23 protein-coding genes are annotated in these 20,804 nt (G+C 62.5%); 11 read left to right on the top strand and 12 right to left on the bottom strand.

Annotated features, from left to right (window positions below; genetic code table 11):
* Positions 1 to 49 precede the first annotated feature (49 nt).
* Positions 50 to 1,159, top strand: a complete 1,110-nt coding sequence (locus NKH67_RS16545) for a Gfo/Idh/MocA family protein (protein WP_353031314.1) — start codon at positions 50 to 52, stop codon at positions 1,157 to 1,159.
* Between the two features lie 215 nt (positions 1,160 to 1,374).
* Here NKH67_RS16545 and NKH67_RS16540 read toward each other — a convergent pair whose 3' ends face one another.
* The 7 genes from NKH67_RS16540 to NKH67_RS16510 form a co-directional block, all read right to left on the bottom strand.
* Positions 1,375 to 2,466 (bottom strand): 3-deoxy-7-phosphoheptulonate synthase, encoded by a 1,092-nt coding sequence (locus NKH67_RS16540; protein ID WP_353031312.1) that lies wholly within the window; start codon positions 2,464 to 2,466, stop codon positions 1,375 to 1,377.
* 339 nt (positions 2,467 to 2,805) lie between these two features.
* Positions 2,806 to 3,600 carry an SDR family oxidoreductase gene (locus NKH67_RS16535; RefSeq protein ID WP_352769683.1) on the bottom strand — a complete coding sequence of 265 codons (795 nt, stop codon included), beginning with the start codon at positions 3,598 to 3,600 and terminating at the stop codon, positions 2,806 to 2,808.
* A 23-nt stretch (positions 3,601 to 3,623) separates the two neighbouring features.
* Positions 3,624 to 4,625 carry an inositol 2-dehydrogenase gene (gene iolG, locus NKH67_RS16530; RefSeq protein ID WP_353012327.1) on the bottom strand — a complete coding sequence of 334 codons (1,002 nt, stop codon included), beginning with the start codon at positions 4,623 to 4,625 and terminating at the stop codon, positions 3,624 to 3,626.
* A 68-nt stretch (positions 4,626 to 4,693) separates the two neighbouring features.
* A complete protein-coding gene (locus tag NKH67_RS16525) occupies positions 4,694 to 5,461 on the bottom strand; it encodes an ATP-binding cassette domain-containing protein (RefSeq protein WP_023677519.1) in 768 nt (255 codons plus the stop codon).
* A gap of 2 nt (positions 5,462 to 5,463) precedes the next feature.
* Entirely contained in the window at positions 5,464 to 6,540 is a 1,077-nt protein-coding gene (locus tag NKH67_RS16520) for an ABC transporter permease (RefSeq protein ID WP_292655972.1), read from the bottom strand.
* Between the two features lie 114 nt (positions 6,541 to 6,654).
* A complete protein-coding gene (locus NKH67_RS16515) occupies positions 6,655 to 7,596 on the bottom strand; it encodes a sugar ABC transporter substrate-binding protein (protein WP_352614967.1) in 942 nt (313 codons plus the stop codon).
* A 309-nt stretch (positions 7,597 to 7,905) separates the two neighbouring features.
* On the bottom strand, positions 7,906 to 8,937 hold the full coding sequence (locus NKH67_RS16510) for a LacI family DNA-binding transcriptional regulator (protein ID WP_023677522.1): 1,032 nt from the start codon (positions 8,935 to 8,937) through the stop codon (positions 7,906 to 7,908).
* A 134-nt stretch (positions 8,938 to 9,071) separates the two neighbouring features.
* Here NKH67_RS16510 and NKH67_RS16505 point away from each other — a divergent pair, with 134 nt between their 5' ends.
* Genes NKH67_RS16505 through NKH67_RS16495 form a run of 3 tightly spaced genes read left to right on the top strand, consistent with a single transcriptional unit; the run spans position 9,072 to position 11,788 of the window.
* Positions 9,072 to 10,202, top strand: a complete 1,131-nt coding sequence (locus tag NKH67_RS16505; RefSeq protein ID WP_353031310.1) for a fatty acid desaturase family protein — start codon at positions 9,072 to 9,074, stop codon at positions 10,200 to 10,202.
* 39 nt (positions 10,203 to 10,241) lie between these two features.
* Positions 10,242 to 10,556: a MocE family 2Fe-2S type ferredoxin gene (locus NKH67_RS16500; RefSeq protein ID WP_352472320.1), complete on the top strand. Its 315-nt coding sequence runs from the start codon at positions 10,242 to 10,244 to the stop codon at positions 10,554 to 10,556.
* A gap of 2 nt (positions 10,557 to 10,558) precedes the next feature.
* Positions 10,559 to 11,788 carry an NAD(P)/FAD-dependent oxidoreductase gene (locus tag NKH67_RS16495; RefSeq protein ID WP_353031404.1) on the top strand — a complete coding sequence of 410 codons (1,230 nt, stop codon included), beginning with the start codon at positions 10,559 to 10,561 and terminating at the stop codon, positions 11,786 to 11,788.
* A 246-nt stretch (positions 11,789 to 12,034) separates the two neighbouring features.
* Here NKH67_RS16495 and NKH67_RS16490 read toward each other — a convergent pair whose 3' ends face one another.
* The 5 genes from NKH67_RS16490 to hslV form a co-directional block, all read right to left on the bottom strand.
* Positions 12,035 to 12,994, bottom strand: a complete 960-nt coding sequence (locus NKH67_RS16490) for a DUF1402 family protein (protein WP_353031308.1) — start codon at positions 12,992 to 12,994, stop codon at positions 12,035 to 12,037.
* Between the two features lie 182 nt (positions 12,995 to 13,176).
* On the bottom strand, positions 13,177 to 14,490 hold the full coding sequence (gene hslU / locus NKH67_RS16485; RefSeq protein ID WP_254815924.1) for an ATP-dependent protease ATPase subunit HslU: 1,314 nt from the start codon (positions 14,488 to 14,490) through the stop codon (positions 13,177 to 13,179).
* A 4-nt stretch (positions 14,491 to 14,494) separates the two neighbouring features.
* A complete protein-coding gene (locus NKH67_RS16480; protein ID WP_254815925.1) occupies positions 14,495 to 15,091 on the bottom strand; it encodes a DUF2585 domain-containing protein in 597 nt (198 codons plus the stop codon).
* Between the two features lie 4 nt (positions 15,092 to 15,095).
* Positions 15,096 to 15,638 carry a GNAT family N-acetyltransferase gene (locus NKH67_RS16475; RefSeq protein ID WP_352472585.1) on the bottom strand — a complete coding sequence of 181 codons (543 nt, stop codon included), beginning with the start codon at positions 15,636 to 15,638 and terminating at the stop codon, positions 15,096 to 15,098.
* Positions 15,628 to 16,179: an ATP-dependent protease subunit HslV gene (gene hslV, locus NKH67_RS16470; protein ID WP_352616829.1), complete on the bottom strand. Its 552-nt coding sequence runs from the start codon at positions 16,177 to 16,179 to the stop codon at positions 15,628 to 15,630. The genes NKH67_RS16475 and hslV overlap by 11 nt, the downstream gene beginning before the upstream one ends.
* 225 nt (positions 16,180 to 16,404) lie before the next feature.
* Here hslV and hisB point away from each other — a divergent pair, with 225 nt between their 5' ends.
* Genes hisB through hisF form a run of 7 tightly spaced genes read left to right on the top strand, consistent with a single transcriptional unit; the run spans position 16,405 to position 20,804 of the window.
* Positions 16,405 to 17,004, top strand: a complete 600-nt coding sequence (hisB, locus tag NKH67_RS16465; RefSeq protein WP_352472583.1) for an imidazoleglycerol-phosphate dehydratase HisB — start codon at positions 16,405 to 16,407, stop codon at positions 17,002 to 17,004.
* Positions 17,005 to 17,008: 4 nt separating this feature from the next.
* The gene (locus NKH67_RS16460; protein ID WP_352682244.1) at positions 17,009 to 17,482 is read left to right on the top strand and encodes a DUF2628 domain-containing protein; all 474 of its coding nucleotides are present in this window, start codon (positions 17,009 to 17,011) and stop codon (positions 17,480 to 17,482) included.
* 1 nt (position 17,483) lies between these two features.
* Positions 17,484 to 18,134, top strand: coding sequence for an imidazole glycerol phosphate synthase subunit HisH (gene hisH, locus NKH67_RS16455; protein WP_352977519.1), 651 nt, complete (start codon positions 17,484 to 17,486; stop codon positions 18,132 to 18,134).
* Between the two features lie 3 nt (positions 18,135 to 18,137).
* Complete coding sequence (locus NKH67_RS16450; protein ID WP_353031306.1) at positions 18,138 to 18,428, top strand: DUF1330 domain-containing protein; 291 nt, start codon at positions 18,138 to 18,140, stop codon at positions 18,426 to 18,428.
* 2 nt (positions 18,429 to 18,430) lie between these two features.
* Positions 18,431 to 19,180, top strand: a complete 750-nt coding sequence (hisA, locus tag NKH67_RS16445; protein WP_352472580.1) for a 1-(5-phosphoribosyl)-5-[(5-phosphoribosylamino)methylideneamino]imidazole-4-carboxamide isomerase — start codon at positions 18,431 to 18,433, stop codon at positions 19,178 to 19,180.
* Positions 19,177 to 20,013 carry an arginase family protein gene (locus NKH67_RS16440; protein WP_352472579.1) on the top strand — a complete coding sequence of 279 codons (837 nt, stop codon included), beginning with the start codon at positions 19,177 to 19,179 and terminating at the stop codon, positions 20,011 to 20,013. Before hisA ends, NKH67_RS16440 begins: the two co-directional genes overlap by 4 nt.
* The gene (hisF, locus tag NKH67_RS16435; protein ID WP_023677537.1) at positions 20,010 to 20,804 is read left to right on the top strand and encodes an imidazole glycerol phosphate synthase subunit HisF; all 795 of its coding nucleotides are present in this window, start codon (positions 20,010 to 20,012) and stop codon (positions 20,802 to 20,804) included. The genes NKH67_RS16440 and hisF overlap by 4 nt, the downstream gene beginning before the upstream one ends.

The following is a 20,804-nucleotide window of genomic DNA, read 5'->3' as shown; positions in this document are numbered from 1 at the left end:
AAATGGACTAATTCATCCACACAAATTTTGCGCACAGGGAGGCAAGCGGATGGTCGGGGTAGGTCTTATCGGCACGGGTTTCATGGGCAAGTGCCACGCCATTGCCTGGAACGCGGTCGGCACCGTCTTTCCCGATGTGGCCAAGCCAAGGCTGGTCCATCTGGGCGAGGTCAACGAGGATCTTGCCAAACGCCGTGCCAGCGAATTCGGCTTCGCCAAGGCGTCCGGTGACTGGCGCGCTGTCGTCGACGACCCGGATGTCGATGTCATCTCGCTGACCACGCCGAACCAGTTCCACCCGGAAATGGCCATCGCCATCCTCGAAGCCGGCAAGCATCTGTGGTGTGAAAAACCGATGGCGCCGAACTTTGCGGAGGCGCAAGCAATGGCCACGGCGGCCCAAAAGTCGGGCAAAGTCGCCGCGCTCGGCTATAACTACATCCAGAACCCCGCAATCCGCCATATCGGCGCGCTGCTCGACGAGAAGATCATCGGCGAGGTCAACCATCTGCGTATCGAGATGGACGAGGACTTCATGGCCGATCCGGAGGCGCTGTTCTTCTGGAAGCACGAGGCGGCGTCGGGCTTTGGCGCGCTCGACGATTTCGCCGTGCACCCGCTGTCGCTCATTGCGGTCTTGTTCGGCCGCGTTGCCCGCGTTATGTGCGACATGGCCAAACCCTATGCCGATCGCCGCGTCGCCTCGGGCGGGCGCCGCGCGGTCGAGACCTACGACATCGCCAGCATCCTGATGCATCTCGAAAACGGTATCGCCGGCACCTTGCTGGTCAACCGTTCGGCCTGGGGCCGCAAGGGCCGGATCGCCATCCAGATTTTTGGCTCGAAGGGTTCGATCCTGTACGACCAGGAGCGGATGAACGAGTTCCAACTCTATCTGACGGCCGACCGGCCGACCGAGCAAGGCTATCGCACCATCCTGGTGGCGCCGCATCATAAGCCTTATGACGCCTTCCTGCCGGCGCCCGGCCACGGCCTTGGCTTTAATGACCTCAAGATTATCGAATGCCGGGAACTGTTGACGCGAGTTGCCGGCAAGCCGGCGCGGATCATCGATTTCGACGAAGGCCTGGAGATCGAGCGCACGGTGCACGCGATGGCGCGCTCGTTCGCGGAACAGCGCTGGATGGAGGTGCGGTAGTAAGCCCGCGCTGGTCTCCCCTTCTCCCCTTGTGGGAGAAGGGGAGACCGAGCGAAGCTCGGTCGGATGAGGGGTGTTGGACGGATCGCTACAGCGAAGAAATAAACGCTTAAAATCCCTCAATATTTTTGCGCCGAGTTTCTTCCAGCACCCCTCATCCGGCTCGGCGCTGCGCGCCGATCCACATTCTCCCACAAGGGGAGAAGGTGAAGTGCTCAGGCGGCTCCTGGCCGGCCGGCGATCATGGCGCGGCGCACCGACCGGCGCTGCTCGACGGCGTCGGCAAGGCCGTGCAGCACGGTCTCGGTGGTCGCCCAGTCGATGCAGCCATCGGTGATGCTCTGGCCATAGAGGAGCGGCTTGCCGGGCACGACATCCTGCCGGCCGGCGACAAGGTTGCTCTCGATCATGACGCCGATGATGCGCTCGTCGCCTGCCGCGATCTGGCCCGCCACGTCAGCCGCCACCAGCGGCTGGTTTTCCGGCTTCTTGTTGCTGTTGGCATGACTGACATCGATCATCAGCCGAGGTGCCACGCTGATCCGGCCGAGCTCAGCGGAGGCAGCAGCCATGCTTGCCGCGTCGTAGTTGGGCACAATGCCGCCGCGCAGGATGACGTGGCAGTCCTCGTTGCCGGTGGTCGTCGCGATGGCGCTGCGCCCACCTTTCGTCACCGCCATGAAATGGTGCGGCTGGGCGGCGGATTTCACCGCCTCGGCCGCGATCCGCAAATTGCCGTCGGTGCCGTTCTTGAAGCCGACCGGGCAGGACAGGCCTGATGCGAGTTCGCGGTGGATCTGGCTCTCGGTCGTGCGCGCGCCGATCGCGCCCCAGGCGACGAGGTCGGCAATGTATTGCGGAGTTGTCATGTCGAGGAACTCGGTCGCTGAGGGAAGGCCGAGATTGTTGACCGCCGAGAGCACGTTGCGGGCCATCCGCAGACCCTTGTCGATGTTGAAGCTGCCGTCGAGGTCGGGATCGTTGATCAGGCCCTTCCAGCCGATCGTCGTGCGCGGCTTCTCGAAATAAACCCGCATCACGATCTCCAGCCGGTCCGACAGGTTTTCACGCAGCGATGCCAAACGGCTGGCATAGTCTACGGCGGCGGCCGGGTCGTGGATTGAACAGGGGCCGACGACGACCACCAGCCGATCGTCGGTGCCGGTCAGCACCGCGTGGATCGCATTGCGTGACGCGGCAACGGTGCGCGTCGCCGTCAGCGTGCGCGGTATTTCCCGCATCACCTCGTCCGGCGTGCTCAATTCCCTTATTTCTTTGACCCGAAGATCGTCTGTGGTCGTCAACACGGCTTATGCTCCTGATTGGGAGACCTGCCGGCTGAAACAAAAAAGCCGCCAGGTCTGGCGGCTGTTCGGATATTGTTGCTGCAATCTTCAGATCGAGCGCAATCCTCCCGCCGCCAGCGAGCTCATAAAGTACCAATATGTGGCGGTCAGGTTGATCATGAGGGCTGATATAGTCGATGCGGATGCGCTTGTCACGTGCCTGGTGAGGAGGAGGTTTACTCCAGCCCATTCGCGATTGGCTGAAGCCCCCCGAACTTCGTCATCCTCGGGTCTGCGCCGCGTCGCTGCGCTCCTTGCTCCGCCCGTGGATGACGAAGCGTTCCGCTAGACTTGCCGGCGTTATTCCGGCGACGACCCGGCGACGCTCTGGTCGTAATCGACCAGCGACCCGGTCATGACGCCGGACTGCGGGCTGATCATATAGCTGATCAACCGGGCAAGCTGTGCCGGCTTCACCAATTGACCCATCGGCTGCGCGGCCTCGGCCCTTTCCAGCCAGTCGTCCGGCGCGTCGTGCCATTTCTTCTGCACGATCGCCTCGCCCTCGGTGTCCATCCAGCCGGGCAGCACCGCGTTGCAGCGGATGCGATTGCCGCGATAGGCATTGGCGACATTCTTGGTGAGTGTCGCCAGCGCTCCCTTGCTTGACGAATAAGGCGCCAGGAACGACTGGCCGCAATGCGCCGACATCGACAGCACGTTGACGATCGAGCCCGGTGCCTGGCGCGCCAGCAAATGCGCCACCACGCCCTGCATCAGGAAAAACGGGCCCCGCACATTGGTCTGGAATATCTGGTCGAATAGATCCTCGGAGGTCTCGACCAGCGAGCCGCGGGCCGAGGTGGCAGCGGCGTTGACCAGCGCGTTGACGGTACCAAAATGGCCAATCGCCGTTTCGACCGCACGCTTGCAGTCGGCCACTTTTGAGACGTCGGCGCTGATGAAGATGGCATCGACGCCTGCCCCCTTGAGGATGGCGACAGCCTTGTCGCCCTTCTCCTGCGAGCGGCCGATCAGCGCCAGCGCCCGGCAGCCCTCATCGGCCAGCGCTTCGGCGACGGCAAAGCCGATGCCTTGTGCGCCGCCGGTGACGATGGCGCGTGTTTCGGAATTGCGACCGGCTGAACCGTTCATCGCCTTGCTCCTGTGCTTGATAGTCAGATTGTTTTGTCGAGGCGGACGGTCTTGCCTTCCTTGGCCGATTTCAGCGCCGCATCCGCCAGCCTGAGCGCCACCAGCCCGTCCTTGCCGCTCGGCGTCGCCTTCTTGCCTGACGTCGCTGCCGCGATGAAGGCAGCGATCTCGTTGGCATAAGCGTCGAGATAACGGGTCATGAAGAAATCGTGCAGCGGCGGCCGCGTATAGCCCTTCTCATTGGCCAGTTCGATCGACACCGGCCGCTGGTTCTCGGCCGCAATCATGCCTTTCGAGCCATGCACCTCGATGCGCTGGTCGTAACCGTAGGTGGCGCGGCGTGAGTTGGAAATGACGCATTGCTTGCCGGAAGCAGTTTCGAGGATGACGCTGACGCTGTCGAAGTCGCCGGCCTCGCCGATCTTCTTGTCGACCAGCACCGAAGCATGCGCGCTGACCGCCACCGGCTCCTCGCCGAGCAGGAAGCGCGCCATGTCGAAATCATGAATGGTCATGTCGCGGAAGATGCCGCCCGAGCGGCCGATATAGTCGAGCGGCGGCGGGCCGGGATCGCGCGAGGTGATTGTCACCATTTCGACAGTGCCGATGGCGCCGTCGTCGATCGCCTTGCGCACGGCGGCAAAATGCGGATCGAAGCGGCGGTTGAAGCCGACCATCAGGGTGGCGCCGGCCTTGTCGACGATGGCCAGGCATTCTTCCACTCTGCCGGCGTCGAGATCGATCGGCTTTTCGCAGAAAATCGCCTTGCCCGCTTTGGCGAAGCGTTCGATCAGATCGGCATGGGTATCGGTCGGCGTGCAGATGACGACCGCATCGATATCGCCGGCCTTCTCGATGGCATCGATGCTGCGCACTTCGGCGCCGTAGGCAGAGGCCAGATCGGTCGCCGCCTTCTCGAAGGCGTCGGCAACTGCGACCAGCCTGGCCTCAGGATTGGAACCGACGGCGCGAGCATGGACCTTGCCGATACGGCCGGCACCGAGAAGAGCAAAGCGAAGAGGCATGAAGAGTTTTCCTTTGAGGATGGTTCGGAAGGGAGGGCGTGTCAGCGCCTGTGGCTCGGCGTTGGCCGTTACGCCGCAAGTTCCGCCTGCCCGGTCTTGGCGCCGGTGATGTAGGAGACGATATCGTTGCCGTCGGTGTCCTGCTTGCGCAAATTGGCGACGATGCGGCCGCGCCGGAAAACGACGATGCGGTCGACCAGGTCGAACACCTGGCGCATGTTGTGAGAGATCAGGATCAGCGGTTCGCCATTCTCCTTCAGCGTGCGGATGATGTTTTCGACCTGCATCGTCTCCTGCACGCCGAGTGCCGCCGTCGGCTCATCCATGATGATGAGCTTGGAAGCAAAGGTCGCGGTTCTGGCAATTGCTACGCACTGGCGCTGGCCGCCCGACATGTGGCGGATAGTGTTGGAAAGATTGGGGATCTTGACCGCTGTGCGGACCAAGGCTGCCTCGGTCGCCTTGCGCATGAACTTGCGATCGAGGATCGAGAAGGGCCCGAGATTGAACAGCACCCGCTCGCGGCCGAGGAACAGGTTCGACGGCACGTCGAGGTCGTCGGCGAGCGCCAGGTTCTGGAACACCGTCTCGATGCCTGCCTCGCGGGCTTCGATGGGGCCGGCAAAATTCACTTCCTTGCCGTCGAACCACATCCTGCCACTGGTGCGCTGCTCGACGCCGGTGATCTGGCGTACGAAGGTCGATTTCCCCGCGCCGTTGTCGCCCATGATAGCGACATGCTCGCCCTTGCGCAGCTCGAAGTCGGCACCCTCCAGCGCATGGACGCCGCCATAATACTTGGTCAGGTTTTCGGTCTTCAGGACGATGTCCGACATGATCAAGCCCTCATTGCCCGCAGGCGTTGGCGCCACTGGTCGAGAACGACTGCGCCGACGATGATCACGCCTTTGACCATCTCCTGATAATAGGCGTCGAGGCGCAGAAAGGTGAAGCCGGAGATGATCACGCCGAAGATCAGCGAGCCGATCACCGTTCCGATGATCGAGCCGCGGCCGCCCGACAACGAGACACCGCCGATAACCGCCATGGCGATCGCATCGAGCTCGTACATTACACCCATGCCGGCTTGGGCGGTGAGATTCTTGGAGCTCAGCACCACGGCGGCGAGCGCGGCGAGGACGCCGGCAATGACGTAGACGAGGATCTTGTGGTTGGCGATGTTGATGCCGGACATGCGCGCGGCGTCCTCATTGGAGCCGATCGCATAGCAGTGCTTGCCATATTTGGTGTAACTCAGGATCAGCTGGAACAGCACTGCGAGCGATATGAAAATGATGACCGGCATCAGCCCCTTGCCGATGGCGGCGAAACTCTCGGTCGGAAACGAGATCGGCTGCCCCTTTGACCACCATTTGGCGATGCCGCGCGCGGTGACCATCATGCCGAGCGTGGCGATGAACGGTGGGATGCGCGTGTAGGCGATCAAAGCGCCGTTGACCAGGCCGGCCAGCAGGCCGCAGCCGATCGCGACCAGCACGGGCACGATCACCGGCAGGTCGGTCCAGCCCTGGGCGATGAACATCGCCTTGGGGTTCGGGTTGCCGTTGACCGTCGCTACCTGGGCGAAGCTCATGGCTATCATCGCCGTGGCGCCGACGATCGAACCTGAGGACAGGTCGATGCCGCCGGTAATGATCACCTGCGTCACGCCGATGGCAATAATGCCGACGATCGACACCTGCAGGATGATGATCTGCAGGCGCGCTTCGTTGAAGATCGCATCGATATTGTCGCGGGTATTGAAAAGGAAGCTGTCGCCCAGGAAAACCCGGCCGATCAGCTCGAAAGCGCCGACCAGGATGACGAGCGCCAGGAAGACGTTGAATTCGGCCGGCCATGCGCGCCGTTTCGCATCATAGCTGAGCCCGCCGACGCCGTGAGATGTCTGTGCCAATCGTGCTTCCTCCGTCAGCCACGGTCTCCACTCGGCGCTGTTCAGGCCGAGAGGGAAAAAGCGGAGCGGCGCTGTCTTACTTTGGCGCGCCGCTCCGTATCGGACAGGTCCGCCTCAGTTCTTCTTCAGGAACTTGTCGATATTTGCCGGCGTGACCAGCTGGAACGGGATGTAGACCTTGTGCTCGACCTTCTCGCCCTTCGCCAGCTTGAGCGCCGCGTCAAGCGCGCCGGCACCCTGGCCGGCCGCGTCCTGGAACACCGTCGCATCGAGGTCGCCCGCCTGCATCGCGGCAAGCGCATCCTGGGTAGCGTCGACCCCGCCGACGACAACCGACTTCATGTCGATGTTGGCGGCCTTCATCGCCTGGATGGCGCCGATGGCGCTTTCGTCATTATTGGCGATGACGCCGTCGAACGGCTTGCCGGTCGACAGCCAGTTGGTCATCAGGTTCTGCGCTTCTTCGCGCTTCCAGTTCGACGTCTGCTTGTCGATGATCTTGATGAAGCTGCACTCCGGTGTGGCGATCACGTCATCAATGTCCTTGGTGCGCTGCACCGCTGCCTGGTTCGACAGCTCGCCCATGATCACATAGACATTGGCTTCAGTCTTGCCGGCCTCCTTGAACAGGCGGCAGACCTCCTTGGTCTCGAGCGTGCCGGAATCGGCTTCGTTCGAGGCGACGAAGGCCTGGTTTTCGGGCAGCTTGTCGACGTTGACCGGCTCGCGATTGACATAGACCAGTGGAATCTTGGCAGCGGCGGCTGCGTCCGACATTGCCTGGGTCGCCGAGGTGTCGACCGGGTTGACGATGATGGCGTCGACGCCTGAGGCGGCGAAGTTCTTGATCTGGTCGAGTTGCTTGGCGACGTCGTTCTGCGCATCCTCCACCTGCAGCTCGACGCCGTCCATGCCCTTGGCCTGTTCAATCATGCCGTTGCGCAGCACGGTGAGAAAATTGTCGTCGAACAACGCCATCGACACGCCGATCTTGGCGGCAAAGGCGGACGAACTCATCAGCGCCGCGAACGCGACGCCCAAAAGCAGTTTTTTCATTTTATTTCTCCTCCACATTGGTGTCCGGCTGCACCGATCTACCCGGAATCCCCGATCTCGCAGGGAATTCTCTCCCGATTGCCATTTTTGGTTCCGGAGGCATTTGCCTGAAACAGATCTTCCGGAACGAAAGAACCAAAATGCTCAGATGGTGAAATATTTATTCCATTTCGCGTGGGCGTCAAGCGAGATTTCGCCATGAGGAATGGATTTTCGGCATTTCGAGCGCTTTTGGACGGACGCTCAGGCAAGCGAGGCCTGAAAGCATTCTGATAGATTACATCATGTCTGCCGCCGATGACCGCGACGTCAGATGTTTTCTGGCAGATAAATGTCGAAGGGCAGAAAGGTCTGGCCCGGCGCATTCGCAGCGCCGGTCTCGATGGCATGCGCCATCAGCCCGACAAGCTCGCGGCAAAGCGCCGCCAGTGGCGTCGAGATCACCATGGTCAGGAAATTATCTGCCAGCGCCGCGCGGGAGTCGGGCGTGATCTCGTTGCAGACGACCGCCGGCATCTCAGCCGGCTTTGCCTCCCTCAGCGCCGAGATCGCGCCTTCCATGCCGCCACCGGCGACATAGCAACCGGCGAGATCAGGGTGGCGGGCCAGAAGCTCGATCATTGCATCATGCGTGATCTGGTTCGCTTCCAGATTGACCAACGTCTCGAGGAGAGTGAATTCCGGCGCCTGCTCGCGAAAGAAGGAGCGAAAACCGATCTCGCGAAGCTCATGGCCATGGAAGCGATGGCTGCCGACGAAGAGGGCAACCTTGCCAGGTCTCTTCGCGGCCTTCGAGATCATCCAGGCAGCGGTGCGGCCGACCTTGCGATTGTCCAGGCCAACATAGCCCTCGCGAATACCGGATGCAAAGTCGGAAAGCAGGGAGAACACCGGTACGCCATTGGCTTTCAGAGCCTCGACGGCGACCGTCAGCGTCGGGTGATCAGGCCCGACCAGGGCGACGGCCCTGGATTTGGCGGCCAGCTTGCGCATCCGCTCGACGATCTCGTCCGGCGCCAGCGAAGCGGCGAAGTCGATGGTCGCCACGCCGCGAAAGCGCGGCGACTGCGATACCGCCAGTTCAAGCTCGCGGGCAAATTCGCTGTAGAAGACGTCCTCCCGCCTCAACAGCAGGAACCCGAGCCGGTATTCGGGCAATTCATGGCGCATCCGCTGCTTGATCAATCCGGCTGCGTGATAGCCGATGCTGGTCGCGGCCTCATAGACGCGGCGCGCGGTTTCCTCGCGCACCGGCAAGCGGTTGTTCAGCACTCGATCGACGGTGGCAACGCTGACCCCCGAAATGCGCGCCAGGTCGGTGATCGTCGGCCGTTTCGCCATCGCTGCCTCATTCCACTGTTTGGCCCTTTTACACCATTCTGAGGGAAAATGATAGAAACTATCTTTGTGATATTGAGCCTATCAGGGGTCGGCGTTATTTTGAACGCTGACCGAATATGATCGAGGCCTCCGCTATGGTGGATATTGGACTCCGAACCGGGAATACGAGCTCCGCAGCAGCGTCCCGACGCGACTACAGCCTGATCGGCCGCGACGCGAAGCTTGCCGTCGAGAGCGGGCTGGCGGCGGCCGAGTGGTATCACACCGACGTGCCGCGCAAGCAGATGAAGGAGCTGATGCAGCGCTCCGACGGCCCGGCGATCCGCGACACCATCATCTGGCTCGGCACCATGATCCTCAGCGGCGCCGGCGCCGCCTGGTTCTGGGGCAGCTGGTGGTGCGTGCCGTTCTTCTTCGTCTACGGCGTCCTCTACGGTTCCTCCACCGACTCACGCTGGCACGAATGCGGCCACGGCACCGCTTTCAGGACGCAGTGGATGAACAACGTGGTCTATCAGGTCGCCTGCTTCATGATCATGCGCAACCCGGTGACCTGGCGCTGGAGCCACACGCGACATCATACCGATACCATCATAGTCGGTCGCGATCCGGAGATCTCGGTGATGCGTCCGCCCGATCTGCTGCGCGTGGTGCTCAACTTCGTCGGCATTCTCGACGCCTGGCATGCGATGAGCGACATGCTGCGCAATGCAGCCGGTATCGTCAGTCCGGCCGAAAGAACCTTCATTCCCGACCAGGAGCAGCCGAAGGCAATTCGCATTGCCCGCATCTGGACGACAATCTATGCCGTTACCATTGCGCTGGCGCTCTACACGGGCTCGTTCCTGCCGCTGATGCTGGTCGGGCTGCCCAGGCTTTACGGCGCGTGGCACCATGTCATGGTCGGCCTGCTGCAGCATGGCGGCCTGGCTGAAAACGTCACCGATCACCGGCTCAACAGCCGCACCGTCTACATGAACCCGATAAGCCGCTTCATCTACTGGAACATGAACTACCACGTCGAGCATCACATGTTTCCCATGGTGCCCTATCACGCGCTGCCCAGGCTGCACGAACTGATCAAGCACGATCTGCCGGCGCCGACGCCGTCCATCCTGGCCGGCTACCGCGAGATGATACCGGCTTTCCTGCGCCAGCTGCGCAATGAGGATTATTTCATCAAGCGCGAACTGCCGCCGACGGCGCGGCCCTATCGCGAGGATTTCCACAGCGATAACGCTGCTGTTGCGGTGGCTGCTGAATGACAAGCCCATGCCAACGCACCAAACATCGAGGGACCGTAAATGAGCGACTGGGTCGAGGCCTGTGACGCCGAGGACATCGACGAAGAAGACGTGATGCGCTTCGACCATGGCGGCCGCACCTTTGCCATCTATCGCAGCCCCGACGACGGGTATTTCGCCACCGACGGGCTTTGCACGCATGAGAAGGTGCATCTGGCGGACGGGCTGGTCATGGACGACGTCATCGAGTGCCCGAAGCATAATGGCCGCTTCAACTACAAGACAGGGGCTGCCAGGGGCGCGCCGGTCTGCGTCGATCTAAGAACTTATCCGGTCAAAGTCGACGCCGGCAAAGTCCTTGTCCGGATCGGTTGATGATGACGAAGGGAATGGTCATCATCGGCGCCGGCGAATGCGGCGGGCGCGCCGCCCTTGCGCTGCGCGAGCTCGGCTATGATGGCCCGGTGACGCTGGTCGGCGACGAGCCGCATCTGCCCTATGAGCGCCCGCCGCTGTCGAAAGACGCGATGGTTGCCGACGCGCCCCTGATCAAGGCGATCGCCAGTGAGGCGGTTCTGGCCGAAAGATCGATCAGGCATATCCATTCGGTCCAGGCGGTGGCGATCGTCCGAGAGGCGCATGTCGTGCGCCTCTCGGACGGTTCCGCCCTGGCCTACGACAAGCTCCTGCTGGCGACCGGTTCGGTGCCGCGCAAGCTGCCTATGCCGGGCCTTGGCGGGCGCTGCGTCTACCTCCGGACCTTCAACGACGCGCTGGCCATTCGCGCCCATCTCAGCGCCGGAAATCGCATCGCCATAGTCGGCGGCGGCTTCATCGGGCTTGAGCTTGCCGCGGCGGCACGCAGACTGGGTGCCGCGGTCACCATCATCGAGGCGCAGCCGCGCATCTTGATGCGCGGCGTGCCCGCCGAGATCGCTGGGGTTATCCATCAGGCGCATGAAGCGGAAGGCGTGAAAATCCTGTGCGGCGAGGGCATCGCCGCCATTGCCGATGATGGCGCCGAAGTGCGCATCGCGCTCGCCGGTGGACACGACATTGTCGCCGATCTTGCCGTGATCGGCATCGGCGCCGTGCCGGTGACCGGACTTGCCGCGGAGGCGGGGCTGACCGTCGACAATGGTGTTGCCGTCGACGCCGAGCTTCGCACCAGCGACCCGGATATCTTTGCCGCCGGCGATTGCTGTTCGTTTCCGCTCGCCATCTATGGCGGCCGGCGCGTGCGGCTCGAAGCCTGGCGCAACGCACAGGAGCAGGGCGCGCTCGCCGCAAGGAATATGCTTGGCGCCGGCGAGGCCCACGCCGCAGTGCCGTGGTTCTGGTCGGATCAGTACGGCCTGACCTTGCAGATCGCCGGCCTGTCGGACGAAGGCCGCAGCATCGTGCGCCGCGACCTCGGCGACGGCGCCTTCATCCTGTTCCACCTCGCCGAGGACGGCAGGCTGGTTGCGGCAAGCGGCATCGGCGCCGGCAACGCGGTCGCCCGCGACATAAGGCTGGCCGAGATGCTGATTGCGAAGCAGGCAAGGCCGGCGCCGGAAGCGCTGGGCTCGCAGGCGATCAAGCTGAAGTCGCTGCTGGCGGCATGAACGCCGCGCCAAATGTCGAGGTTGGCGCCGCCCCTCATTTGCCTGCCGGCATCTTCTCCCCGTATAGTGACGGGGAGAAGGGGCTGTCACGAGCGTTGGCGCCCTTTCTGCGGCATTCGAGATTGGCGAAACCATCGGCGCAGGCTTCTTTCTCCCCGTCACTAAACGGGGAGAAATGCCCGGCAGGGCAATGAGGGGCGGCGCCAACGCCCAAAAGTGGGTGAAACCTGAATCTCGACGCTCGCCTTAAAACAGCGCTTTCAGCTCCGGCAGCTTGTCGTTGACCAGCCAGCCATAGTAATTTTCCTCGGGCAGCTTTTCCGACTCGCCCGCAGCGCGGCGCTTGTCGTTCTCGGCCTTCAGCGCATAGGCGCGCTGTTCGGGATTGCCGACATTGTAGAGCGTCGACGTGATGCCGGGATTGCCTGAGATGTCAAAGCCGGCAATGCTTCTATAGGCGTCGATCGATTTCCGGATTGTTGCTGCGACATAAGGCAGTGTCAGGTCAGGATCCATGATGGTCTTGTAGACCGCGTTGGGATCGCCGACGTCGAGTTCCGGCAGGCCGGAAACCTTGTGCACGAGGTCGCTCATTTGCAGTGCCGTCAGCGGATTGAGCTGGCCAAGGCCAAAAGTCTGGCCGGCATAATAAGGCTGGAAGAAAGTGGCGCCTAAGCGGTCGTTGGGAAAGCTCTCGCCGTCGACGGTCTTGCCGCGGAACGACCGGTTCCACACCTGTTCGCGGCACTCCCACAGATCGTAGCTGTCGGACTTCCCTGCGCATTTCGCAAATTGCGGCCGCTGCACGAAATCGGAGATATCCTCGCCATCATAGGCAAAGGAGAGCTTGCTCGACAGATACGAAATCGCCTTGACGTAGTAGGTCTGCAGCCGGTCGTAGGCATCGACATTGTAGGTGTGCTCGCCGACGATGGCGCCGACGATATGCATTGGGTCGATGCCATAGGCCGCGGCTGCCTGCTTGATCTTGCCGCGCAACTCGGCATCGTTCTGGAGCAGCGCAAAGACTTTGCGGTATTTCGCCTGGAAGGTGGTGTTGGTCGCCTGGGTGCGCCGGCTCGAAGCGCCCGGTATGTCGGGCTGCTCGGTGTTGCGGTTGCCCGGCGGCACCATCGTTGCCGCTTGCGCGGCGAACATGGCTGCCGCCAGCGTCAGCCCCAAAATGACGAGGATCAGTTTTTTCATGCGCCGCCGCCCAAATAGTCGCCGGCAAACTAGGTAATGCTCCACCGGGAGTCGAGAGACGCCTGCACCCGACGGGACGAAAGCTTGCCGGATGCTTCCATTTGGCCACACATCGGGAATGCTGGGCCAAATTGGGGAGGCCGGGAGCAATTCCCCGACCCTCTTCGAGAATGGAGCGTCTCCTACAAGATGAAACGCGACAAGTCCGTGTTTCTGGAGAGGTCGCCGACATGCTTCTCGACATAGGCGGCATCGATGGTCACCGAGGTGCCGTTGCGGTCCGGCGCGTCATAGGAGATATCGTCCAGCACCCGTTCCATCACCGTCTGCAGCCGCCTGGCGCCGATATTCTCGACGCTGGCGTTAAGGTCCACGGCGATGCCGGCCAACGAATCGATCGCATCATCGGTGAAGACCAGGTCGACGCCTTCGGTCTTCATCAGCGCGATATACTGCTTGATCAGGCTGGCTTCGGTCTCGGTGAGGATGCGGACGAAATCGTCCTTCTCCAGCGCCCGCAGCTCGACGCGGATCGGCAGGCGGCCCTGCAATTCCGGCAGCAGGTCGGAGGGCTTGGCGACGTGGAACGCACCCGAGGCGATGAACAGGATGTGGTCGGTCTTCACCGGTCCATATTTGGTCGCAACCGTGGTGCCTTCGACCAGCGGCAGCAGGTCGCGCTGCACACCTTCACGCGAAACACCGGCACCGATGCCGCCTTCGCGCGAGGCGATCTTGTCAATCTCGTCAAGGAAGACGATGCCGTCATTCTCGGTCGATTCGAGTGCCCTGCGCACCACTTCGTCCTGATCGAGCAGCTTGTCGGACTCGTCGCTGATCAACAGCCCGTAGGATTCCTTGACGGTCGTCTTGCGCAACTTGGTCTTCTTGCCGCCCATCGCCTTCGACAGCATGTCGTTGATGTTGAGCACGCCGATATTGGCGCCCGGCATGCCGGGAATCTCGAAGCCAGGCATGCCGCCATTGCCGGTATCGGCCACTTCGATCTCGATCTCCTTGTCGTCGAGTTCGCCGTCGCGCAGCTTCTTGCGGAAACTGTCGCGGGTGGCCGGGCTCGCCGTCTTGCCGACGAGCGCTTCGAGCACCCGTTCCTCGGCGTTGATGTGGGCACGCGCCTTGACGTCCTCGCGCATCTTCTCGCGCACCAGCCCGATGGCGATCTCGACCAGATCGCGGATGATCTGCTCGACATCGCGGCCGACATAGCCGACCTCGGTGAACTTGGTGGCTTCGACCTTGACGAAAGGCGCACCGGCAAGGCGTGCCAGGCGGCGTGAAATCTCGGTCTTGCCGACACCGGTCGGGCCGATCATCAGGATGTTCTTCGGCATCACCTCTTCGCGCATCTGGCCCTCGAGCTGCTGGCGGCGCCAACGGTTGCGCAAGGCAATCGCCACGGCACGCTTGGCGTCTTTCTGGCCGATGATGAAGCGGTCGAGTTCCGAAACGATTTCGCGGGGAGAGAAGGTGCTCATGTCACTAAATTCCACTTTGCCACTGCCGAATGGACTCGAACGGATGCAGCAGCATGATCACGTTGAGTGTCAGATTGTCCCGGATGAGATAGCCGACACCGAATTCGAAGATGAGGGCGAGGGTCACGATCACCCATATAGGAAGCCTTCGCGCCATGACAAACCCCAGCACCATGGCCAGCGTGTCGGACACCGAATTGATGATGCTGTCGCCATAATAGTCGAGCGAGATTGTGCCGGCGCGGTAGCGGTCGATGATGAAAGGGCTGTTCTCGAGCAACTCCCAGCCGCCCTCTATAACCACCGCAAAGGCCAGCCTGAGCCCGATCGGCGAGCGCGGGAAAAGGAACCACGCCAGCGCATAGAACAAGAAGCCGTGAATGATGTGCGAGAAGCTGTACCAGTCGGAAATATGCTGGGAATTCTCGGAGCTCTGCACAATGCCGTGCCACAGCTTGACATAGCCGCAGGTACAGATCGGCGTCCGCCCCATGCCGTAGAGGACCCCGGCCTGGAAGATGACCAGGCCGAGAACCAACAGAAGCCCCATTCGCCAGCTGTCTTCGTAGGCCGAGACGGTTTTGTCGCTGGATACGCTCATGCTGCTATTGCCCCTCTTTTGCCTCACCCTGTCCGGCGTCGCCCTCTGGGGCATCAATCGCCATCAGCACGGCATCGCCATATTCCGACTTCCTGCGATCGATAGCCCTGAAACCGGCCTTTTCATAGGCACGGATAGCCCGTGCATTGGCGGGGTCCGGGTCGATGATGACGCGCGGCGTACCTTCCTCGAAAAGCTGCTCGACGAACTGCCGGACGATCGCCGAGCCGTGGCCGACCCCGACAAGCCCCGGCACGCCGATCGACAGATCGATGCCGAGCGTGCCGAACGGCTGGTCGCTATAGGGATGGCCGTCCTCCAGATGCGGATCGTAGCTCTGCAAATAGCCGATGGGCTTTCCGTCGAGCTCGATAATCAGCGGCTCGACCGAAATGCTGTCGATATGCTCGCGGATCTCCGCAATCTCGGTCTCTGGGTCGTTCCACCATTCGGCGACATGCGGCTCGGCAAGCCAGCCGGCGATCATCGGCAGGTCCCTCTGGATCACCGGCCGAAAACCATAGCGGAGGCTCCGCTCAGGCGGCATCGAGGGTTTCGACGACGAAGTTGTTGTTTGTGTAGACGCAAATGTCTGACGCGATCTGCATCGCCTTGCGGGCGATGTCCTCTGCGCCCTTGTCGCTGTCCATCAAAGCGCGTGCCGCTGCCAGCGCGTAATTGCCGCCGGAGCCGATGGCCATGACGCCAAATTCGGGCTCCAGCACGTCGCCGGTGCCGGTCAGCGCCAGCGACACCGACTTGTCGGCCACCAGCATCATTGCTTCCAGCCGGCGCAAATAACGGTCGGTGCGCCAGTCCTTGGCGAGCTCGACGCAGGCACGTGTTAGCTGGTCGGGATATTGTTCGAGCTTGGCTTCGAGCCGCTCCAGCAGCGTGAAGGCGTCGGCGGTGGCCCCGGCGAAGCCGGCAATGACGTTGCCGCTTTTGCCGATGCGGCGCACCTTCTTGGCGTTGCCCTTCATGATGGTCTGGCCGAGGCTGACCTGGCCGTCGCCGGCGATCACCACCTTGCCGCCCTTGCGCACGGTCAGGATGGTCGTGGCATGCATGGTCAGTTCATTCGACATTTTCTGCTCCGATCAGCACCGATCCCATCGAGGCGATCGGCGCGTTACGAGTGACTTGATCGGCCATATGTATGCATAGGCCGGATGATTGCAAACCGGCCATCCGCCGGGCCGGACTGTGCTCCGCAGCGGTAACTGGCAATCGCCGGATCATGCTGCTAGAAGGCTTTCGTTTTCAGGCATGTGAACGCCTGAACCGTGCAAATCTGAGACAAGGATGAGGTCATGGCGCCCCGTTCCGCCGAGATAAGCCGCAAGACCAGGGAAACCGACATCGCCGTGTCGGTTCAGGTCGACGGCTCGGGCAAATCCGACATTTCGACGGGCGTCGGCTTCTTCGACCATATGCTGGACCAGTTGTCGCGCCATTCGCTGATCGACATGACCGTGAAGGCCAAGGGCGACCTGCACATAGACGACCACCACTCGGTCGAGGATACGGGCATCGCGCTCGGCCAGGCGCTGGCCAAGGCGTTGGGCGAGCGGCGCGGCATCATGCGCTACGCCTCGATCGATCTCGCCATGGACGAGACACTGACGCGGGCGGCAATCGATGTCTCCGGCCGGCCTTTTCTGGTCTGGAATGTTTCGTTCTCGTCGCCGAAGATCGGTACGTTCGATACCGAGCTGGTGCGCGAATTCTTCCACGCGCTGGCGCAGAATGCCGGCATCACGCTTCATGTCACCAATCATTACGGCGCCAACAACCACCACATCGCCGAGACCTGCTTCAAGGCCGTGGCGCGTGTGTTGCGTTCGGCGCTTGAGCGCGACCCGCGCCAGCCGGACGCGGTTCCCTCCACCAAGGGATCCCTGAAAGGATAGCGTCATGGCCATCTATGTCGTGATGAAGCCGCCAGGCCGCAGCGAAAGCGTGGACACTACCTTTATCCGTGACGCCTTTGCCTGGCTCGGCTTCCTGGTGCCGCCGCTGTGGCTGGCCTGGCACCGGCTGTGGGTCGAGGCGGCATTGGCGTTTGTCGCAATGGGCCTGCTCTCGATGCTAGGCGAAAGGCTGGACCTGGAAACAACCGGCTCGCTTTTATCCCTGCTTGTCATGCTCTTTGTCGGACTGGAAGGGCAGGGCTTGCGGATCGCAGCCCTGCGCCGTCGCGGCTGGCATGAATGGGGCGTGGTCGAGGCCGACAGGCTCGACGACGCAGACCTCCGCTATGCATTGGAAGCCGATGCTCAGTCGGATGAACAACCGACGGTGCAACGCATCGTCCCAGACGCAGCACATGCCCGGTCGGCGCAGATGGGCCTGGCGCTGGGGCTGAACCATATTCCGGGAAAGCCCTGAGATGAGGGTAGCGATCATCGATTACGGGTCGGGCAATCTGCGCTCGGCCACCAAGGCCTTCGAGCGTGCCGCGCATGAAGCCGGTATTGCCGCCGCGATCGAACTCACCGCCGATGCCGAGCGGGTCAGGACCGCCGACCGCATCGTCCTGCCCGGCGTCGGTGCCTATGCCGATTGCGCCGCTGGACTGCGTGCGGTCGCCGGCATGTGGGAAGCGGTCGAGGAGGTGGCGATCGCCAAGGCTCGGCCGTTCCTCGGCATCTGCGTCGGCATGCAGCTGATGTCGGAGCGAGGCCTGGAAAAGACCGTCACAAAGGGCTTTGGCTGGGTCGCCGGCGACGTCAAGGAGATCACGCCGGCCGATCCGACACTGAAGATCCCGCAGATCGGCTGGAACACGATTGACCTGAAGCGCAAGCATCCGCTGTTTTCCGGCATTGCGACGGGTGGCAAGGGACTGCACGCCTATTTCGTCCACTCCTACCATCTCGATGCACGGAAGGAGGATGAGGTGCTGGCGGTTGCCGACTATGGCGGCCCGGTAACGGCCGCTGTCACTCGCGACAACCTCGCCGGAACGCAATTCCACCCCGAGAAGAGCCAGGCGCTGGGCCTGGCGCTGATCACCAATTTCCTAGGCTGGAGGCCCTGAACCATGAGCAAGAAGGGCTATTGGATGGCAATGGTCGATGTCCGCGATCCCGAGATCTACAAGCGATATATCGAGGCCAATGCCGCGGCTTTCGAGAAATACGGCGCGAAGTTCCCGGTGCGCGCCGGGCGGTACACCAGCCCGGAAGGACCGGCAGGCAATCGCCACGTGCTGGTGGAATTCGAATCCTATGAAAAGGCGCTGGAATGCTACGGCTCGCCTGAATACCAGGAGGCGTTGAAGTACAGGCTCGCCGGCTCGACCGGCCACTTTGTCATCGTCGAAGGCGCCTGAAGGTGTTTCTGTTTCCGGCGATAGACCTCAAGGACGGCAAATGCGTGCGCCTCAGGCATGGCGACATGGCGACCGCCACCATCTACAATGACGATCCCGCCGCTCAGGCGCGCGTCTTCGAAGAGCAGGGCTTCGAATGGTTGCACGTCGTCGACCTCAACGGCGCCTTCAAGGGCCAGAGCGTCAACAGCGCCGCGGTCGGCGCCATCCTGAAGGCGACGAGCAATCCGGTGCAGCTCGGCGGCGGCATCCGCACCCTGGCGCAGATCGAGGACTGGCTCGACCGTGGGCTGGCCCGCGTCATTCTTGGCACCGTGGCGGTCCGCGATCCGGATCTGGTCAGGCAGGCCTGCAAGGCATTCCCGGGCAAGATCGCTGTCGGCATCGACGCCAAGGGCGGTAAGGTCGCGGTCGAAGGCTGGGCTGAGGCTTCGAGCCTCGGCGTCATTGAACTGGCGAGGAAATTCGAGGGTGCCGGCGTCGCCGCTATCATCTACACCGATATCGACCGCGACGGTGTGCTGACTGGCATCAACTGGGACGCCACCATCGATCTCGCCGACGCGGTGTCGATCCCGGTTATCGCCTCGGGCGGGCTCGCCTCGATCGCCGACATCGTGCGCATGACCATGCCCGATGCCCGCAAGCTCGAAGGCGCGATCTCCGGCCGCGCCCTCTACGACGGCCGCATCGACCCGGCCGAGGCATTGGCGATCCTGCGTGGCAAACCGATGGCAGGGTGTGAAACGTGAAGGTCTCGATTATCGTTGCTCCCTACGACAGCGGGCACTATCACGAAGGGTGCGGCCAGGGGCCGGACGCCATCGTCGGCGGTGGGCTGGTCGAAGCCCTGACCGTGGCTGGCCATGACGTCGCCGTCGAAGATATCGGCAAGGTCGGAGACGAGCAGGGGCGCGAAATTGCAACCGGCTTCGCCGTCTGCAACGCCGTCGCGACCAAGGTTAACCTCGCCCGCGATGGAGGACGCTTCCCCATTATCCTTGCTGGAAATTGCCTGACCGCCGCCGGTGCGGTTGCCGGCGAAGCGGCGGATTCGATCATCTGGATCGACCAGCATGGCGATCTCAACACGCCGGAGACGTCGGCCTACGGCTTTCTCGACGGCATGGCGCTGGCGGCGACGCTCGGGCTCTGCTGGCATCCGATGGCGGCAGCAATTCCGGGGTTCTGGCCGATAGACCCGGCGCGCTGCATGCTGGTCGATGCCCGCGACCTCGATCCCGACGAAAAGCGACTGCTGGAAACTTTGCCGATCGTGCGCACCGAATGTGCCGGTGCACTCGATATGATCGGAAAGCTCACGGCGACAGGGACTGTGCGGGCGCATCTGCATCTCGACCTGGATGTCCTCGATCCGGATGTGCTGCAGGTGAACCGCTACGCGCACCCGGGCGGCCCGAGTCCGGAACAGCTGCGGCAGCTTGCCTGCGGACTGGCCAGGTCAATCCCGATTGTCGGTGTGACGCTCTCGGCCTACGACCCGGCCTTTGATTCCCAGTCCGAAGTTCCGCCCGTCGTTGGCCAGCTGCTTGTCGACTTTCTTGCGGCGATCGAGAGGATCTGATGCTGAAAGCCCGCGTCATCCCCTGTCTCGACGTCAAGAACGGCCGTGTCGTCAAGGGCGTCAATTTCGTCGACCTGGTCGATGCCGGCGATCCCGTCGAAGCGGCAAAAGCCTATGACGCGGCCGGCGCCGACGAGCTCTGCTTTCTCGACATCACCGCCTCGTCGGAAAACCGCGAGACCATTTTCGATGTCATCGCCCGCACCGCCGAACAATGTTTCATGCCGCTGACCGTTGGCGGTGGCGTCCGTCAGGTCGCCGACATCAGGAAGCTGCTACTGGCCGGCGCCGACAAGGTGTCGATCAACACGGCAGCGGTGAAGACCCCAAATTTTGTCGCCGAGGCTGCCGACAAATTCGGCAACCAGTGCATCGTCGTCGCCATCGATGCCAAGAAAGTGTCCGCTGCGAGCGAGGCTGATCGCTGGGAGATATTCACCCATGGCGGCCGCGAGAAGACCGGCATCGACGCCGTCGAGTTCGCTCGGCGAGTGGTCGACCTCGGCGCCGGCGAGATCCTGCTGACATCGATGGACCGCGACGGAACCAAGGCCGGCTATGATATAGCCCTTACCCGCGCGGTCGCGGATGCCGTACGCGTGCCGGTCATCGCTTCCGGTGGCGTCGGCACGCTCGACCACCTTGTCGAAGGCATTCGCGACGGCCACGCCGGCGCGGTGCTGGCGGCGTCGATCTTCCATTTCGGCACCTACAGCATCGCCGAAGCCAAGCTGCACATGGCTCAGGCCGGACTGCCGATGCGGCTGGACTCGCCGGGTAATCGGTCCTAG

The sequence above is a fragment of the Mesorhizobium sp. M0968 genome (assembly GCF_040319065.1).
Taxonomy (GTDB): domain Bacteria; phylum Pseudomonadota; class Alphaproteobacteria; order Rhizobiales; family Rhizobiaceae; genus Mesorhizobium.
The sequence above is the reverse complement of the archived record's forward strand: the minus strand, read 5'-3'. Positions and strand labels throughout refer to the sequence as shown.